General features: G+C 67.4%; 16 protein-coding genes. 11 read left to right on the top strand and 5 right to left on the bottom strand.

Going from position 1 to position 16,276, the window contains the following annotated elements; translation table 11 throughout:
- Window positions 1-17: 17 nt before the first annotated feature.
- A complete protein-coding gene (locus tag AC0WR5_RS20400) occupies window positions 18-506 on the bottom strand; it encodes a MarR family winged helix-turn-helix transcriptional regulator (RefSeq protein WP_475865751.1) in 489 nt (162 codons plus the stop codon).
- 168 nt (window positions 507-674) lie between these two features.
- Window positions 675-1,853: a LysR family transcriptional regulator gene (locus tag AC0WR5_RS20405; protein ID WP_475865753.1), complete on the bottom strand. Its 1,179-nt coding sequence runs from the start codon at window positions 1,851-1,853 to the stop codon at window positions 675-677.
- A 300-nt stretch (window positions 1,854-2,153) separates the two neighbouring features.
- Between AC0WR5_RS20405 and AC0WR5_RS20410 the strand changes: the two genes are divergently transcribed.
- The 5 genes from AC0WR5_RS20410 to AC0WR5_RS20430 all read left to right on the top strand — a co-directional run bounded on the left by AC0WR5_RS20410 (window position 2,154) and on the right by AC0WR5_RS20430 (window position 6,646).
- The gene (locus AC0WR5_RS20410; protein ID WP_475865755.1) at window positions 2,154-2,885 is read left to right on the top strand and encodes a PIG-L deacetylase family protein; all 732 of its coding nucleotides are present in this window, start codon (window positions 2,154-2,156) and stop codon (window positions 2,883-2,885) included.
- Window positions 2,886-2,974: 89 nt separating this feature from the next.
- Window positions 2,975-3,928 carry a VOC family protein gene (locus AC0WR5_RS20415; RefSeq protein ID WP_475865756.1) on the top strand — a complete coding sequence of 318 codons (954 nt, stop codon included), beginning with the start codon at window positions 2,975-2,977 and terminating at the stop codon, window positions 3,926-3,928.
- A 12-nt stretch (window positions 3,929-3,940) separates the two neighbouring features.
- A complete protein-coding gene (locus AC0WR5_RS20420) occupies window positions 3,941-4,615 on the top strand; it encodes a 4-carboxy-4-hydroxy-2-oxoadipate aldolase/oxaloacetate decarboxylase (protein WP_475865758.1) in 675 nt (224 codons plus the stop codon).
- Window positions 4,616-4,713: 98 nt separating this feature from the next.
- Window positions 4,714-5,772 (top strand): 4-oxalomesaconate tautomerase, encoded by a 1,059-nt coding sequence (locus AC0WR5_RS20425; protein WP_475865760.1) that lies wholly within the window; start codon window positions 4,714-4,716, stop codon window positions 5,770-5,772.
- A gap of 4 nt (window positions 5,773-5,776) precedes the next feature.
- On the top strand, window positions 5,777-6,646 hold the full coding sequence (locus tag AC0WR5_RS20430; protein ID WP_475865762.1) for an NAD(P)-dependent oxidoreductase: 870 nt from the start codon (window positions 5,777-5,779) through the stop codon (window positions 6,644-6,646).
- On the opposite strand, the gene AC0WR5_RS20435 is transcribed toward AC0WR5_RS20430, so the two are convergent.
- Window positions 6,637-7,308 (bottom strand): GntR family transcriptional regulator, encoded by a 672-nt coding sequence (locus tag AC0WR5_RS20435; RefSeq protein ID WP_475865764.1) that lies wholly within the window; start codon window positions 7,306-7,308, stop codon window positions 6,637-6,639. The two genes, AC0WR5_RS20430 and AC0WR5_RS20435, sit on opposite strands and share 10 nt — an antisense overlap.
- A 67-nt stretch (window positions 7,309-7,375) precedes the next feature.
- On the opposite strand from AC0WR5_RS20435, the gene AC0WR5_RS20440 reads away from it, so the two are divergent.
- Genes AC0WR5_RS20440 through AC0WR5_RS20450 form a run of 3 tightly spaced genes read left to right on the top strand, consistent with a single transcriptional unit; the run spans window position 7,376 to window position 10,218 of the window.
- Window positions 7,376-8,470 carry an AbrB family transcriptional regulator gene (locus AC0WR5_RS20440; RefSeq protein ID WP_475865766.1) on the top strand — a complete coding sequence of 365 codons (1,095 nt, stop codon included), beginning with the start codon at window positions 7,376-7,378 and terminating at the stop codon, window positions 8,468-8,470.
- A gap of 12 nt (window positions 8,471-8,482) precedes the next feature.
- Window positions 8,483-9,460, top strand: coding sequence for a D-2-hydroxyacid dehydrogenase family protein (locus tag AC0WR5_RS20445; RefSeq protein ID WP_475865768.1), 978 nt, complete (start codon window positions 8,483-8,485; stop codon window positions 9,458-9,460).
- Window positions 9,457-10,218 (top strand): sulfite exporter TauE/SafE family protein, encoded by a 762-nt coding sequence (locus tag AC0WR5_RS20450; protein ID WP_475865770.1) that lies wholly within the window; start codon window positions 9,457-9,459, stop codon window positions 10,216-10,218. Before AC0WR5_RS20445 ends, AC0WR5_RS20450 begins: the two co-directional genes overlap by 4 nt.
- Here the strand turns inward: AC0WR5_RS20450 and AC0WR5_RS20455 are convergent.
- Entirely contained in the window at window positions 10,215-11,216 is a 1,002-nt protein-coding gene (locus AC0WR5_RS20455) for an Ldh family oxidoreductase (RefSeq protein WP_475865772.1), read from the bottom strand. The genes AC0WR5_RS20450 and AC0WR5_RS20455 overlap by 4 nt on opposite strands.
- A 328-nt stretch (window positions 11,217-11,544) precedes the next feature.
- A complete protein-coding gene (locus tag AC0WR5_RS20460; RefSeq protein ID WP_475865774.1) occupies window positions 11,545-12,789 on the bottom strand; it encodes an MFS transporter in 1,245 nt (414 codons plus the stop codon).
- Window positions 12,790-13,173: 384 nt separating this feature from the next.
- Here AC0WR5_RS20460 and AC0WR5_RS20465 point away from each other — a divergent pair, with 384 nt between their 5' ends.
- The 3 genes from AC0WR5_RS20465 to folD all read left to right on the top strand — a co-directional run bounded on the left by AC0WR5_RS20465 (window position 13,174) and on the right by folD (window position 16,272).
- On the top strand, window positions 13,174-14,325 hold the full coding sequence (locus tag AC0WR5_RS20465; RefSeq protein ID WP_475865776.1) for a CaiB/BaiF CoA transferase family protein: 1,152 nt from the start codon (window positions 13,174-13,176) through the stop codon (window positions 14,323-14,325).
- 54 nt (window positions 14,326-14,379) lie between these two features.
- Window positions 14,380-15,156, top strand: coding sequence for a PhzF family phenazine biosynthesis protein (locus AC0WR5_RS20470; RefSeq protein WP_475865778.1), 777 nt, complete (start codon window positions 14,380-14,382; stop codon window positions 15,154-15,156).
- A 216-nt stretch (window positions 15,157-15,372) separates the two neighbouring features.
- Window positions 15,373-16,272, top strand: a complete 900-nt coding sequence (gene folD / locus AC0WR5_RS20475) for a bifunctional methylenetetrahydrofolate dehydrogenase/methenyltetrahydrofolate cyclohydrolase FolD (RefSeq protein WP_475869085.1) — start codon at window positions 15,373-15,375, stop codon at window positions 16,270-16,272.
- Window positions 16,273-16,276 lie beyond the last annotated feature (4 nt).

Raw genomic sequence — 16,276 nt, forward strand, 5'->3', positions numbered from 1 at the left:
CGCGTCGCTTCCGACGGTCAGTTCACGAGACCGAGAAGCTTGCGCACGAGGCGCTTGAGCTCGCCCGTTTCTTCCTGAGTCAGGCGTCCGGCGACGCGACTCTGAAGGCGGGCGTTGTTCTCGGCGGCCTTGCGCAGGACCTCGTAGCCCAGCTCCGACAATCGAACCGAGACGGAACGGCCATCCGAGGCCGATGCGTTGCGTTCCACGAGGTGCTTGCGCTCCATCCGGCGCAGCGTGTCGCTGACGGTGTTGACGTCGAGCGCGACGGCATCACCGATCACCTTTTGCGAGGCCTCGGGGTTCTGGGCGATGGCCACCAGCAGAGACATCTGACGGGACGTCAGATCCATGTCGCCGTACATGCTGGTGAAAATCGCCTCAGAGTGGAAATGCGATCGCCGGAGGAGATGCGACAGGGTGTCGAGCAACGTAATTTCCTTGGCGACCGCGGCGATCTGTCGGTCTAGTTCTTTGCGGTCAGTCATTGTGGCTTCCAGGGTCATGAGATCACACCATTTTTTTGTGGTTGAGTTAAAGCGTCAGACAACGGCCCAGGCCAACCAACCTGCAACCGAAGTCTCCCCGCCGGGTGATTTCTGACATTTTTCTTACATCGGGCTACGAACACATATCAACCTTTAGTTGTTCTGTACGCCCTCAAAATATTCTGTTCAGCGGAATGACGCTGCGTTGTCGATGGCATTTTCAACAGCATCGATCAGCGCCTGCTGTCCGGCGGTCGGGAACCAGCCCGCACGGGTGGTAATGCCGATGGGGCGCGCGGTATCGCCCAGGTCGATGCGAAGCGGGACCATCAGGCGAAGCTCGATCTCGGCGGCGGCCTGCAATCGGGAGATGAACCCGATGTGGTCGGACTTCATCAGGAGCTGACGCATAAGGATCATCGACCCGGTCTCGACGAGGCTGTCGGGGCGGATGGTTTCGGAGAGCAGCCGGTCGAAGATCTGCCGCGCCGGGCTTCCCTTGCGGGCCAGCACCCAGGGATAGCCGGCGAGGTCCGCGGTGGTCAGCCCGGTGCGATGCGCCAGCGGGTGGTCGGGCCCGGTCACCGGGATCAGGTCGTCGGAGAAGAGCGCCCGCTGGCTGATGTCGGGTACCGGCAGCGGGTCGCGCAGGGCGCCGATCAGAAAGTCGATCTCGCCGTGCCGCAATCCCGAGAGCAGATCCGGATAGGGGCCCTCCTCAATCCGGAGCAGCACGCGCGGATGCGCCTGTCGAAAGGCGACGATGGCATCGGAGAGCATGTAGGAGCGCGAGAGCGGCATGGCGCCCACGACGATCTCGCCGGTCTCGGTGCCGGCCAGTTCGGCAAGCTCCATGACGGCCTGATCGAGTTCGGCAAAGGCCAGGCGTGCGGCATCGGCAAGCTGCTGGCAGGGGCGGGTGGCTCGGATGCCGGCGGCGCCACGTTCGAAGAGGGGGCGTCGGCTCTCGGATTCGAGGTGGGAGACGGCACGGTGCACCGTGGGCTGTGCAAGCCCGAGGCGCCGGGCGGCCAGGGTGAAGTTCTCGGTCTCGCGCACGGCGATCAGGGCTTCGAGCTGCGCCGCGGTGGCATTGAGCGCCAGGCGTTGGGACAGCGGCTCTGCGGCTTCGTCCAGGCGCTCGAGCGCCCGCTGGACCCGGCGGGCGAGAGCGGTGCCGGCCGGGGTGGCAAAGAGCCCCTGCGACTGGTGCAGGAAGAGCGGCTGACCGAGCGCACGCTCGAGCTTGGCAATGGCCTGGGTCACGGCGGGCTGGGACAGGTGGCATTCTTCGGCGGCGCGGGACACGGAGGAATGACGCGCCACCGAGAGGAAGACACGCAGGTGGCGGAGGTTCCACTTCACGGCGCGGGCCTCGTGCTGTCGCGGTCGATCATGGTGGCGGCTCCTGTGCGATGGTGGCCCTCGGATGGGCCTTCCCGGCAGCTAGTGTCTTTTTCTTCCGGCGCTAGGGCGCGGAGAGAGCGGCGGCGGAAAAGACCCGGAAATACCGGATTTCCGGCGGGAAAGCGCCGTCCCAGGGCCGGCACAATCCGCGATATGAGAAACCACTATAGCAAAAACTTATATGACCTTGCAGGGTTCAAATTTGGCAATCGGGGCGGGGAGACGCATGGTGCGGGCAAAGCGCAAAGGAGCCCTGCGATGTCCGACAAACCCACCGCCCTCGTGATTTCCGCCCATGCGGCCGACTTTGTCTGGCGCTGTGGCGGGGCGATCGCCCTGCATGCCGAGATGGGCTATGACGTGACGGTGGCCTGCCTGTCCTTTGGCGAGCGTGGCGAGAGCGCCCGGCTGTGGAAGGAAGGCCGAAGCCTGCAGGAGGTCAAGGACATCCGCCGCGGCGAGGCCGAGGCCGCCGCCGAGGCGCTGGGCGTGGCGCAGCTCGAATGCTTCGACCTGGGGGATTACCCGCTGCACCTGGAGAGGGACGACAAGTTCAAGCTGGTCGACCTGATCCGCAAGGTTCAGCCGAAGTTCATGATGAGCCACAGTCAGTACGACCCCTACAACACCGACCACATGTACATGACGCAGGTGGCCCTGGAGGCGCGGATGATCGCGCAGGCCTGGGGGCACAACCCCGGTGAAAAGGTGCTGGGCGCGCCGCAGCTCTACCTCTTCGAGCCGCATCAGACCGAGCAGATGGGATGGAAGCCCGATGTCTTCCTCGACATCACCCCGGTCTGGGAGAAGAAGCGCGCCGCGATGGAATGCATGAACGGCCAGGTGCACCTGTGGGATTATTACACCCGCGTCGCACAGCAACGGGCGAACCATTTCAAGCGCAACTCGGGCGGCATGTCCGGCGGGCGCGATTGCAGGTACGCGGAAGGCTTCCAATCGATCTTTCCGCGCACCGTCGACGAATTGTGACCTGTTGACGGGCCGCCGGGACGCCGCCGGCCCGCCCCAGAAAGAATGCCCGGGACCGCGTGCCCGGGAACGAGAGAAGGAAGACCCAGATGCCCGGTTCCGGTGATATCGCCCACCTCGGCCATGTCGAGATGCTGACCGACAGGTTCGACGAGAGCCTCGATTTCTTTACCCGTGTCTATGGCCTGACGATCAGCGGGCAGGACGAGACCAGCGCCTATCTGAGGGCCTGGGACGATTACGAGTTCTGCACCCTGAAACTGACCCGGAGCGAGACCACCGGCGTGGGCCATATCGGCTATCGCGCCACCAGCGCCGAGGCGCTGGAGCGGCGGGTGAAGATCATCGAGGAGAGCGATTTCAAGGTGATCGGCTGGACCGAGGGCGACATGAGCCACGGGCGCGCCTTTCGCTTCGAGGATCCCTTTGGCCATGTCTTCGAGATCTATTTCGACACGGTGAAATACCAGCATGGCGAGGCCGACAAGCCGGCGCTGAAGAACAACGCGAGCCGGTTCCATCACACCGGGGCGGCGCCGCGGCGGCTGGATCACCTGAACCTGCTGTCGGAGGACGTGACCGAGTTTCGCCGCTTCATGGAGACATGCCTCGGATCGGCGGTGACGGAGATGATCCGCCTCGACAACGGTCGGTTGGGCGGTTGCTGGTTCACTGTGAACAACAAGGGCTATGACCTGGCCTGCACCGAGGAGCACGGCGGCGGGCACGGGCGGTTCCACCACGTGACCTATGCCTGCGACCAGCGCGAGGACATCCTGCGGGCCGCCGATATCTTCCTCGAAAACGGCGTGCATATCGAGACCGGGCCGCACAAGCACGCGATCCAGAACACCTTTTTCCTCTATGTCTGGGAGCCCGCCGGCAACCGCGTGGAGCTGGCCAATGCCGGGGCGCGGCTGATCCTGGCGCCCGACTGGGAGCCGATCGTCTGGACAGAGGCGGACCGCCGGAAAGGCCAGGCCTGGGGGCTGAAGACCATCGAAAGCTTCCACACCCACGGCACGCCGCCGGTAGGGAAATAACAGGAGAGCGTCATGAAGAACGTCGTCGTACAGAACATTCCCCGGGCCGATCCGGCGGTGATCGAGGCGCTGGGCCGGGCGGGCGTGGCCACGGTGCACGAGGCGCAGGGTCGCATCGGCCTGCTGGCGAGCTACATGCGGCCGATATACCGCGGCGCGCAGGTGGCAGGCAGTGCCGTGACCATCAGTGCACCGCCGGGCGACAACTGGATGCTGCATGTGGCCATCGAGCAGGTGAAGCCGGGCGACATGCTGGTGCTGGCGCCGACCTCGCCCTGCGAAGACGGCTATTTCGGTGACCTGCTGGCGACTTCGGCGCTGGCGCGGGGCTGCCGGGGGCTGATCACAGGCGGAGGCGTGCGCGACACCCGGGACCTGGAGCAGATGGGCTTTCCCGTCTGGGCCAGGGCCATCCACGCCCAGGGCACGGTGAAAGAAACGCTCGGCTCGGTGAACGTACCGGTGGTTTGCGCCGGGGCCCATATCGAGGCGGGTGACGTGATCGTGGCCGATGACGACGGCGTCTGCGTGGTGAAGAGCGGCGATGCGGAAGAGGTGCTGAAAGCGGCCGAGAAGCGGCTCGAGCTGGAGGAGGCCAAGCGGGTGCGACTGGCGAATGGTGAGCTGGGCCTCGACATCTACGAGATGCGGCCGCGGCTCGAGGCGAAGGGGCTGAAGTACATCTGACGCGCCTGACGCGGGTGGGGCGGGGGCGCTGCCCCCATCGGCCTGCGGCCGATTCCCCCGCCATATTTGTGGAAAGATGAAATGGAAGGGCGCGCGAGATGAGTGATGGTATTCCCTGCCTTTGGATGCGCGGCGGCACGTCGAAGGGGGCGTATTTCCTGAAATCGGACCTGCCGGCGGAGGAGGCCGAGCGGGATGCGTTGCTGCTGCGGCTGATGGGCAGTCCGGACGTGCGGCAGATCGACGGCATCGGCGGGGCGGATCCGCTGACCTCGAAGGTGGCGGTGCTGGGCCCGCCGAGCCGGGAGGATGCGGATGTCGATTACCTGTTCCTGCAGGTCTTCGTGGGTCAGCCACTGGTGAGCGGGGCGCAGGCCTGCGGCAATATCCTGGCCGGCGTGGGGCCGGCGGCCATCGAACGCGGTCTGGTGCCGGTGGCCGGCGAGGAGACGCGGGTGCGGATCCACATGCTGAACACCGGCGAGGTGGCGGTGGCCCGGGTGCAGACGCCCGGCGGGCGCGTGAGCTATGCCGGGGATGCGGCGATCGACGGGGTGCCCGGCACCCATGCGCCGGTGCCGCTGATGTTCACCGGCATCGCCGGATCGATGACCGGCGGCGGAGTGATGCTGCCCACCGGACGGGGCGTGGACGTGATCGACGGCGTGGCCTGCACGCTGATCGACAACGGCATGCCCTGCGTGATCCTGCGGGCGAGCGACCTGGGCGCGACCGGCGAGGAGAGCCGCGAGGATCTGGAGGCGGATGAAGCCCTGAAGGCGCGCATCGAGGCGATCCGGCTGCAGGCAGGGCCGCTGATGAACCTGGGCGACGTGACGGAGAAATCGGTGCCCAAGATGACGCTGGTCTCGGCGCCGAAGTCGGGGGGCGTGATCTCGACGCGGAGTTTCATCCCCCATCGGTGTCATGCCTCGATCGGGGTGTTCGCCGCGGTGACCGTGGCCTCGGCCTGCCTGGTGGAGGGCAGCCCCGCGGCGGCGCTGGCGGTGCTGCCGGAGGACGGGCGTTTCGTGATCGAACACCCTTCGGGAGCGGCCGAGGTGTTGATCGAGGTGGATGACGCGGGCGAGGTCACCGGGGCCGGCACGCTGCGCACGGCGCGCAAGCTCTTCGATGGCCTGGTTTTCGACAGGTAGCACCATGCGGATCAGTTTCATCGGATTTGGCGAGGCGGGGCCGGCGTTGGCCTCTGGCTGGACCGGGGCGGACATCCGGGCCTATGACATCAAGATCCACGGCGCCGGGGCGGAGGCGATCCGGGCGCGCTGTGCGGCGCTGGGGGTGACCTGCTGCGAGAGCCTGGAGGCGGCGCTGGAGGGGGTGGACCTGGTGTTTTGCACGGTGACTGCCGACCAGGCGGTGGCCGCGGCCGAGACCGCAGCGCCGCTGCTGGACCAGGGCACCACATGGCTTGACCTCAACAGCTGTGCGCCCTCGTCGAAGCTGCGCTCTGCCGGGGTGATAGAGGCGGCGGGCGGGCGTTACGTGGACGTGGCCGTGATGGCGCCGGTTCATCCGAAACGGAACATGGTGCCGCTGTTGATCTCGGGGCCCCATGCCGCGGAAATTGCCCCGGTGCTTGAGGCCCTGCCCATGGCGCCGCGGGTGGTAGAGGGGCCGGTGGGGCGCGCCAGCGCGATCAAGATGATCCGGTCCGTCATGGTGAAGGGCCTGGAGGCGCTGACGGCGGAATGCGTCATGGCCGCCGTGGCGGCGGGCGTCGACGAGGAGGTACTGCCCTCGCTGAAGGAGGGGCATCCGAAGCTCGATGTGGCGGCGCGGGCGGCCTACAACTTCGAGCGGTCTCTGGTGCATGGCACACGGCGCGCGGCGGAGATGGAGGAAGTGGCCCGAACCCTGGCCGACCTTGGCCTGCCCAACGGGATGGCAGCGGCCACGGTCACCTGGCAGCGGGCGATTGCGGCAAGCGGGGCCGAGGTGCCGGAGGGGGCGGATTACCACGCCTTTGCCGAGGCGCTGATGCCCGCGCTCCGGCGCGATCAGGACTGAAGATCGGTGCCGCGGAGCAGCCGCAGGCGGGCCTTCTGACCACCCTCGATATGGCGCTGCATGACCTTTTCGGCGGCCTGTTCATCGCGGGCGCGCAGGGCGGCGATCAGCTCCTCGTGCTCGCGCACGGCGGCCCCGGCGCGGGCCTCCTCGAGCAGGGTCGAAGGGCCGAGGATCAGCATGGTGGTGTTGATCGCGCTGACGGCCTTGATCAGGAAGCGGTTGCGGGCGGCATGCAGCACGGCCTGGTGAAACTGGGTATTCAGCTCGAAGGCCTGACGGCCCGAGCCGACCCGGGCAAGGGCGGCGTTGAGGTCATCCAGCTCGTCGAGCTCGACCGCGCTGGAGGCACGGGCGGCAAAACGGGCCGCGGTGCCCTCAAGCACCGTGCGCATGTCGTAGAGTTCTGAAATCTCGGCGTAATCGAGCTTGCGGATGGTGGCGCCGACACGCGGCACATGGGCCACGAGGCCGTCGCTTTCCAACTGACGGATCGCCTCGCGCACGGGGGTGCGCGAGATGCCGAAGCGGGCGGCAAGGTCGGTTTCCGTCAGGCGGTCGCCGGGGCGCAGCTTGCCGGCGCGGATCTCGGTGATGATCCGGCGATAGGCATCCTGCCCCTGCGGCAGATCGGATTTTTCCGGCCTTGGCTCTCGGGTCATGCAAACCCTCCTTTGCTTATTGGATACACGCGTATACAATCGGATGCAATCCCGCTAGGACCGATGCATGCCAAACCGTCTCGAACCCCGCTCGCTGCTGTCGCGCCGCCTGGAAACCCTGGCCATCGCAGCGATGGGCACGGCGGCCTTCTGGCTCTTGAACCTGCCGTTGCCCTTCCTGTTCGGGCCCTTGCTGGCCAGCCTGGTCGCGGCGCTGGCGCGGCGGCCCCTGCTGGCCTTTGGCGAAGTGTCGAAGGCGGCCCGGACGATCCTTGGCGTGGCGGTCGGTGCGACCCTGACGCCCGAGGTCGCGCATCAGCTGCCGCAGATGGCGGGGTCTCTGATTTTCATCCCCTTCTATATCCTGTCCATCGGCCTGGTGGGCATGCCCTATTTTCATCGCTTTGCGGGGTTCGACAGGGCGACCTCCTGGTATGCCTCTATGCCCGGCGGGCTGCAGGACATGGTGATTTTCGGCACCGAGGCGGGGGGCGACCCGCGGGCGCTGTCGCTGATCCATGCCACGCGGGTGGCGATCATCGTGACCGTGGCGCCGATGATCCTGCATTGGGGCTTTGGGGCCCAGCTGGACAATCCGATCGGCGAACCGGCCAGCGCCCTGCCGCTGCGGGAGATCGTGCTGATGATCGCGGCGGCCTGGATCGGCTGGAAGGGCGGCGAGAAGATCGGGCTCTTCGGGGCGACGATCATCGGGCCCATGGTCGTGACGGCGATCCTGAGCCTGACCGGGCTGATCCATCACCGGCCGCCGGCCGAGGCGATCCTGCTGGCGCAGTTCATGATCGGCACCGGGATCGGCGTGGGCTATGTGGGCGTGACGCTGCACGAGCTGCGCAAGGACGTGCTGGCCGGGGTGATGTTCGTGCTGATCCTGGCGGTGATGTCGGTGCTGATGACGGTGCTCGTGGTCGAGCTCGGCTTTGCCAACCCGGTGGAGGCACTTCTGTCATTTGCACCCGGTGGACAGGCGGAAATGACGGTTCTGGCCATTGTCTCCGGCGCGGATCTGGGCTTTGTCGTGGTACATCACCTCGTTCGCGTCTTCCTGGTGATCACCTGCGCGCCGCTGGCGGGCAAGATCATGGCCCGCGAGGACGTCCGCTTGGACAGGAAGAAAACGGGGACGGGCAAGGACTTATAGGAGCTCCCCATAATGAAGGTCCATATCCTCGATGACTGGTTCGACACCCTGCGCAACCTGCCCGGCTATGCCCGGCTGAAGGACCACGACGTCACCATCTGGACGGATCACAGCGAGGATGTCGACATTCTCGCCGAGCGCCTGGCCGAGGCCGAGGCGCTTGTGCTGTTCAGGGAACGCACCGCCATCACCGAGGCGCTGTTGCAACGGCTGCCGAAGCTGAAGCTGATCAGCATGCACGGCCCCTATCCGCACGTGGACGTCGAGGCCTGTACCCGGCACGGCGTGATGTTCTGTTCCAAGCCCAGCGGCGGAACGCCCCCGAATGCCACGGCGGAACTGGCCTTTGGCCTTATCCTGGCCTCGACCCGGCAGATACCGCAGCAGATGGCGAGCCTGAAGGCCGGCAATTGGCAGACCGGCGTCGGCCAGGCGCTGGAGGGGCGGCGGCTGGGCCTGTATGGCTATGGCCGGATCGCGCGGCAGGTGGCCCGCTATGCCCGCGCCTTCGACATGCAGGTCTGGTGGTGGGGCAGCGAGGAGGGCCGCGCGCGTGCCGAGCGCGAGGACGAAGCCGTGGCGCTGAGCCGGCGCCAGTTCTTTGCCGAGAGCGACATCGTCTCGGTTCACGTGCGGCTTGTGCCGGAAACCCGTGGCGTGATCACCGCCGATGACCTGCTGGCGATGCGGCCCTGGGCGCATTTCGTGAACACCTCCCGCGCGGCGATCCTGGAGCCCGGCGCGCTGCTCAGGGCGCTGGAGGTGGGGCGGCCTGGCAAGTTCGCCCTCGACGTCTTCGACGAGGAGCCCGTGGTGGATCCGAACGACCCGGTGATCTCGCATCCCGCGGTTACGGCGACGCCGCACATCGGCTTTGTCACCGAGGAGGAACTGTCGCGGCAGTTCACCGCGATCTATGACCAGATCAATGCCTTCGTCGCCGGCGATCCGCATTATGCGGTCAATCCGGAGGTCGGCAGCGGCGCGTGACAGGAGAGATTTTCCCTTTTCTCTTCAACACGCTGAGCCCGGGCGAGGGCCTGTTCCTCATGGCGAGCAGCTTCTTCTGCTCGATGCTGACGGCCTCTCTCGGGATCGGCGGCGGGGTGCTGCTCCTGGCGCTCATGGCCAATGCCATGCCGCCGCTGGCACTGATCCCGGTGCACGGAGTGGTGCAGCTCGGGTCGAACTTCTTTCGCGCGGCTCTGATGCTGAAACACGTCTGGTGGAAGCCCTTCGCGGCCTTCCTGGCGGGCTCCGTCGCCGGGGTGCTGATCGGGGGCAGCGTTGCGGTGAACCTGCCGCCGGCGCTGCTGATGGTGGGCGTGGGGCTCTTCGTGCTCTGGTCGGTGCTGGCAAGGCCGCCGAAATGGCTGACCCGCTGGCCGGCACTTACCGGGCTCGTCTCCAGCTTCCTGACGATGTTCTTCGGTGCCACCGGCCCCTTCGTGGCCAGCTACACCCGCGCGCTGGACCTGAAACGCCAGCAATACGTGGCCACCAACGCAGTGCTGATGACCATGCAGCACCTGCTCAAGGTGCTGGCCTTCGGCACGCTGGGCTTTGCCTTTGCGCCCTGGGCCGGGTTCATCCTGGCGATGATCGCCTGCGGATTCCTGGGCACAGTGACCGGCCGCGCCCTGCTGGAGCGGCTGAGCGACCGCAACTTCAAGCGCATCCTGGACGTCGTGCTGGTGCTGATCGCCCTGCGGCTGATCCTGATCGGCGGCTGGGCGCTCTTCGGCTAGCGCCCCAGTTTGTCGATGCTTTTCAACAGTTTCTCGTCGACCTCGATGCCGGTCTTCAGAACGTCCTCGCGGATCTGCTGACGCCGGCGGCCGGGAAGGCGGGCGCCCTCCATGCCCTCGATCCGGGTGGCCATGTCGGCGAAACGGGCGGCGGCGGCGGGGTGGAAGGCCGTGGCATCGATGGCGATGATCGTGTGCCCCGAGCCGATGGGCTTCTCGTCGCCCTCGAAGAAGGTGCCGCATTCATAGCCGTAGTTCGCGCCGGTCAGCCCGGCACAGAGCATCTCGACCATGAGGGCCAGGGCGGTGCCCTTGGCATCGCCCATGGGCAGCATGTTGCCCTTCAGCGCGGCGCGTGGATCGGTGGTGGGCTTGCCATCGGCGTCCACGGCCCAGCCCTCGGGGATCTCCTCGCCCTTCTGCGCGGCGGCCATGATCTTGCCCTTGGCGACCTTGGAGAGCGAGATGTCGACAACCACGGGCTCGGCGCCCTCGACCGGTGCGGCAAAGGCCAGGGGGTCGGTGCCGAAGGTGGCCTCGCGCCCGCCCCAGGGCGCCATGGAGGCCGCGGCATTGGCCACCATGATGGCCAGAAGTCCCTGATTTGCCAGCTTTTCCACCGGCACGCCGGCGACGCCGCAATGATGCGAGCGATAGATGCCGGCCATGGCGATACCCTGCTTCCTGGCCGCGCCGGGCAGCCAGTCGATGGCCATGTCGATGGCCGGAAAGGCGAAACCGCCGGCGGCATCCACGGCCAGGACGCCGGGCCGGACCTGCTCGGCGCGGGGGCGCGCCTGACCGTCGACCTTGCCGACGAGCACGTGTTTTGCATAGGGCGGGATGCGGCGGAGGCCATGGCCGAACTGGCCGGCGAGCTCGGCATCGATCAGGCCGCTGGCCACGCAATCGGCGTTTTCAGCACTGGTGCCGCAACGGATCAGGGTCTCGGTCACGAGGCTGCGCGCCGCGTCGAGGGACAGGTGGGAAACGCTCATCCGGGCTACCTTTCAGGGGAAATCGACCCGCGCAGAGGACAGGAGAGACCCGGGAAGGTCAAGGCCGCAGCAAGGGAAAATCGGGCTATGGAATTCCATTTCCGGAATATCTGCAAGTGGCTGAAAAGGCCGGATTCCAACGTCGGTATTACGTCGGTATCGCGTCGGTATTGCGACGGTGCCATTTCGGGCCGCGCGGGCGCGCCCCGAAGCCTCCGGCGGGGATGTTTATGGCCAGATGAAAGAGCGCGGAGGCTCCCTTGTCATCTGGCCATAAATATCCCGGGGGGAGGGCCAGGGGCCCGAGGGGGCAGAGCCCCCTGCACCTTTACCCGCGTGCAAGGCCCGGGGTGATGGCGCGGCCGAGGGCGAGGAGGATGAGGAAACTGACGAGGCTGAGCCCGGTGAGGGTCATCAGCAGCGGCAGCGGGCCGCTGGTGACGAGGAGCCGGGCCAGGAGGGGTGGTGCGAGGGCATTGCCCAGGGTCAGTGGCAGGGCGATGGTGCGGGCCGCGGAGGGATCCTGGCCGTGCAGCTGACAGAGGCCGGGCAGGCCGGCGCGGGCCACGGCGAAGCCGCCGCTGCCGAGGCCGAAGAACAGCAGGAAGGCGCCGGCCCCGGGCAGCGTGTTGCCGCAGAGCAGCAGCAGCGCCAGGCCGCAGGGCATCATCGCCGCCGCGGTCAGTGCCGCCGAGAGCCCGCCCCAGGCATGCAGGCCGAGCGGGTCGAGCAGCCGGCCGCCGATCTTGAAGAGCCCGAGCGCGGCACCGGCGGCCACGGCCATCTGCGGGGCGCTGCCCATGGCGAGAAAGAGCGGGATGGCAAGGGCGCTGACCCCGAGGGTGATGAAGGCGTTGAGCGCGATGACCAGGGTGAAGGTCCAGAAGAGCGGGCTTCGGGCAAGCGGGGCGCAGGCCATGGCAGGTGGCGCGATGGCCGGGCTGTCGCTCGGCAGGTGGTGCCAGGGCAGCGGCAGCTGTGGCGGGGCGGCAGGACGGTGCGGCAGGGGCCGCAGGCCGAGGAACAGGATCGGGGGCAGCACGCAGGCGTATGCGCAGGCGTAGCAGAGCAGGGTGAGCCGCCAGCCGAGCCATTGCCCGAGCAGGGCCGAGATGACGAAGAAGAGCGGTGTGGAGAGGCCCGCGACCAGGGTCAGCAGCCGGCCCAGGCCGGGCGCCCGCGGGCCCGCCATGCGGGAGAGGTAATCCCGGGCGGCGGTGGTCAGCAGCCCGGCGGCGCCCAGGCCGCAGAGCCCCCATCCCGTGAAGAGGGCCGTGGCGCCGTGGCTGACGGCGATCAGGGCGAGGCCGGCGGCGCTCACCGGCGCGGCGCGCAGCATCACCGCGCGCGGCCCATGACGGGCGATCAGGCGTCCGGCCGCCGAGGTGGCCAGCGCGATGGTGATGAAGAGCAGGCTGATCCCGGCAAAGACTAGCGGCAGCGAGAGGCCCAGGTCGGCGGCCATCGCCGGGCCGAGCACGGGGGTGAAGCAGAGCATGCCCCAGCCGGCGGTCCGGGTCAGCGCAAGGGTGCCCAGGGGCCGGATGTCCTGTTTTTTGATGATCGTGATCATGCGCTCGCTCTAGGGGGGATCCGGGTTGGAATCATGACTTTCTGCAATACGAACAGGGAGATGTCCGGCCTTGTGGCAATTCTGCATGGGCATGTGCGCGATGTGCATGTTTCCTGCGCGGCGTGTCTGGAGATCGACATCTGTGGAGCTGACGCATGTTTTTTCGGCACAGCCAGGGCGACAAGCGGGTCTCTGCGTGGGCCTCGGGACGGGTCTGCGCCCAATGCGGGATTGGCCTGACGCAGGCAGTTGATGCGTTTTGCGCATGACCCGATGACAATTCCTCGTTTCAAACGGTGCTGCGCACTGGGTAGATATGCGGCGATGTCATGGTGTGGCCGGCGCTGGGCGGCGGGTGCACCGGAGGTGAGGAAAGGGCGGAAGATGGCGGAGCAGGCACCCCTGAAGGGGCTGAAGGTGGTCGAACTGGCGCGGATCCTGGCCGGGCCCTGGATCGGCCAGACGCTGGCAGACCTGGGGGCCGAGGTGATCAAGGTGGAGGCGCCGGGCGGCGACGATACCCGCCGCTGGGGCCCGCCCTTCATCGAGCGTGATGACGGCCGGGGCGGCACCGAGACGGTGGCGGCCTACTTTCACGCCGCCAACCGCGGCAAGACCAGCGTGACCTGCGATTTCGCCGACCCTGAGGACATGGCAAGGCTGCGCGAGCTGATCGCCGGGGCCGACGTGCTGGTGGAGAATTTCAAGCTCGGCGGGCTGAAGAAGTTCGGCCTCGACTACGAGACGCTGGCCGAGCTGAACCCTCGGCTGGTCTATGCCAGCGTCACGGGCTTTGGCCAGACCGGGCCGCGGGCGGCGCAGCCGGGCTATGATTTCCTGATCCAGGGGATGTGCGGGATCATGGACCTGACCGGTGACCCGCAAGGCGAACCGCAGAAGATCGGGGTGGCCTGGATCGACATCTTTACCGGGCTATACGGGGTGATCGGGGTGCAGGCGGCGCTGGCCGAGCGCGAGCGCTCTGGCCGTGGCCAGCACGTGGACCTGTCGCTGCTGGATACCGGGGTGGGGGTGCTGGCCAACCAGGCGATGAACCAGCTGCTGGGCGGCGTGACGCCGACGCGCCTTGGCAATGCGCATCCGAATATCGTGCCCTATCAGGTGTTTCCGGCCAGCGACGGCCACCTGATCGTGGCCTGCGGCAATGACCGGCAGTTCCGCGCGCTCTGCGGGATGCTGGGCCTGGAGGGGCTGGCCGATGACGCGCGCTATGGCACCAACCCGGCGCGGGTGGCGCACCGCGAGGGGCTCTGTGCCATGATCGCGGAGAAGACCGGCGCGATGAGCAAGGCCGATCTGATTGCCGGGCTGGAGCGCGCGGGCGTGCCGGGCGGGCCGATCAACACGGTGGCAGAGGCGCTGGACGAGCCGCAGATCGCCGCGCGGGGCATGGTGATCGAACCCGAGGGCATTGCCGGGCTGCGCACCCCGGTGCAGTTCAGCCGCTCGCCGCTGAGCCTGGACCGCGCGGGGCCGGCGCTGGGCAATGGCACCTGGGGATGGCGCGACGAATAGACATTCGGCCTGGGACGTGAAAATCCTGTGCCGGATCCAAGCGGAGTGTGCCGGATGAAGATGTTTCAGGTCGATGCCTTTACGGATGTGCTGTTCTGCGGCAATCCGGCGGCGGTGCTGGTTCTGGAGGACTGGCTGCCCGAGGCGCGAATGCAGCAGATCGCCCTGGAGAACAACCTGGCCGAGACGGCGTTTTGCAAGGTGGAGGGCGACAGTTTCGCCCTGCGCTGGTTCACGCCGGCGGTGGAGGTGGCCTTTTGCGGCCATGCGACGCTGGCCACGGCGCATGTGCTGACGACGGAATACGGGTTTCGCGGCGAGATGCGCTTTGCCACCCGCGAGGTGGGCGAGCTGCGGGTGAGCCGCGAGGGCGACCATTACCGCATGGAGCTGCCGGTGCTGCTGCCCGAACCCATGGCGCGCGCGCCCGAGGCGATCGCGGCCATGCTGCCGGTGGGGGCGCCGGTGTTCCGCAGCTTAGGGAACATCTTCGTCGAGCTGGAGAGCGAGGCCGAGGTGCGCGAGTTCGTGCCCGACCTGGGCGCCATCGCGACACTGGGCCGCGAGGGGCTCTGCATCACGGCAAAGGGCGTGGAATGCGATTTCGTCTCGCGCTACTTCGCGCCGGGCGCGGGGATCGACGAGGACCCGGTGACCGGCTCGAACCACGCCACGCTGGTGCCCTGGTGGGCCGGGCGGCTGGGCCGCAACGTGCTGCAGGCGCGGCAGGTTTCGGCGCGGGGCGGGGTGCTTGGCTGCGAGCTGACGGAGGAGAACGTGATCCTCTTCGGCCAGGCGGTGACCTATATGGCCGCGACGATCCGGGTCTAGGCGGGGGCGGGCGCGGGGCCGGGCTCAGGTTCGGGCTGCATCGGCCGGGGGAACGCCGGGTCTCCTATCGGAAACAAAGCCCCTTAACGGAACCAGCCGTTCCGCCGAACGCCGTTTCAGAGCGTCAAGGTGTCGTGCATGGCCGTGCGTGCCCCTGTTTTCCGGAGTGAATTTCCGCTACCCGAGACGCGAGTGGAACAGGACCCCGAGGACGACATGAGCGCAACGATCATCGACGGCAAGGCATTCGCAGCCAATGTACGGGCCCGCGTGGCCGAAGAGGTGGCCCGCGTGAAGGCGGCTGGCATCACCCCCGGCCTTGCCGTGGTGCTGGTGGGCGAGGATCCCGCCAGCCAGGTCTATGTGCGCAACAAGGGCAAGCAGACCGTCGAGGCGGGGATGAACAGCTTCGAGCACAAGCTGGATGTGGCGACGCCCGAAGCCGATCTGCTGGCGCTGGTGGCGAAGCTGAATGCCGACCCGGCGGTGCATGGCATCCTTGTGCAGCTGCCGCTGCCCGATCACATCGACGAGGACAAGGTGCTGGCCGCGATCGATCCGGCCAAGGATGTCGACGGGTTTCACATTTCCAACGTCGGGCTGCTGGCCACGGGGCAGAAGGCCATGGTGCCCTGCACGCCGCTGGGCTGCCTGATGATGCTGCGCGACCAGCTGGGCAGCCTCTCGGGGCTGAACGCCGTGGTGGTGGGCCGGTCGAACATCGTGGGCAAGCCGATGGCGCAGCTGCTGCTGCGCGACAGCTGCACCGTGACCATCGCCCATTCGCGCACGAAGGACCTGGCCGAGGTCTGCAGGCGGGCTGACATCCTTGTGGCGGCGGTGGGCCGGCCGCAGATGATCACCGCCGATTACGTCAAGCCCGGTGCGACCGTCATCGACGTGGGCATCAACCGCATTCCCGCCCCGGAAAAGGGCGAGGGCAAGACGCGCCTGGTGGGCGACGTCGATTTCGACAGTGCGGTGGAGGTGGCCGGCGCCATCACGCCGGTGCCCGGTGGCGTGGGGCCGATGACCATCGCCTGCCTGCTGGCAAACACGCTGACCGCCTGCTGCCGCGCCAACGGGCTGGCGGAACCCGAGGGCCTGACGGCCTGAGCCA

It is taken from the genome of Pseudooceanicola sp. DL12 (assembly GCF_056270665.1).

Excerpts from the sequence above, each read along its gene's own strand:
- AC0WR5_RS20400 (WP_475865751.1), bottom strand. The coding sequence starts at position 506 with ATGACCCTGGAAGCCACAATGACTGACCGCAAAGAACTAGACCGACAG.
- AC0WR5_RS20410 (WP_475865755.1), top strand. The coding sequence starts at position 2,154 with ATGTCCGACAAACCCACCGCCCTCGTGATTTCCGCCCATGCGGCCGAC.
- AC0WR5_RS20415 (WP_475865756.1), top strand. The coding sequence starts at position 2,975 with ATGCCCGGTTCCGGTGATATCGCCCACCTCGGCCATGTCGAGATGCTG.
- AC0WR5_RS20420 (WP_475865758.1), top strand. The coding sequence starts at position 3,941 with ATGAAGAACGTCGTCGTACAGAACATTCCCCGGGCCGATCCGGCGGTG.
- AC0WR5_RS20425 (WP_475865760.1), top strand. The coding sequence starts at position 4,714 with ATGAGTGATGGTATTCCCTGCCTTTGGATGCGCGGCGGCACGTCGAAG.
- AC0WR5_RS20430 (WP_475865762.1), top strand. The coding sequence starts at position 5,777 with ATGCGGATCAGTTTCATCGGATTTGGCGAGGCGGGGCCGGCGTTGGCC.
- AC0WR5_RS20435 (WP_475865764.1), bottom strand. The coding sequence starts at position 7,308 with ATGACCCGAGAGCCAAGGCCGGAAAAATCCGATCTGCCGCAGGGGCAG.
- AC0WR5_RS20440 (WP_475865766.1), top strand. The coding sequence starts at position 7,376 with ATGCCAAACCGTCTCGAACCCCGCTCGCTGCTGTCGCGCCGCCTGGAA.
- AC0WR5_RS20445 (WP_475865768.1), top strand. The coding sequence starts at position 8,483 with ATGAAGGTCCATATCCTCGATGACTGGTTCGACACCCTGCGCAACCTG.
- AC0WR5_RS20455 (WP_475865772.1), bottom strand. The coding sequence starts at position 11,216 with ATGAGCGTTTCCCACCTGTCCCTCGACGCGGCGCGCAGCCTCGTGACC.
- AC0WR5_RS20460 (WP_475865774.1), bottom strand. The coding sequence starts at position 12,789 with ATGATCACGATCATCAAAAAACAGGACATCCGGCCCCTGGGCACCCTT.
- AC0WR5_RS20465 (WP_475865776.1), top strand. The coding sequence starts at position 13,174 with ATGGCGGAGCAGGCACCCCTGAAGGGGCTGAAGGTGGTCGAACTGGCG.
- AC0WR5_RS20470 (WP_475865778.1), top strand. The coding sequence starts at position 14,380 with ATGAAGATGTTTCAGGTCGATGCCTTTACGGATGTGCTGTTCTGCGGC.
- folD (WP_475869085.1), top strand. The coding sequence starts at position 15,373 with ATGAGCGCAACGATCATCGACGGCAAGGCATTCGCAGCCAATGTACGG.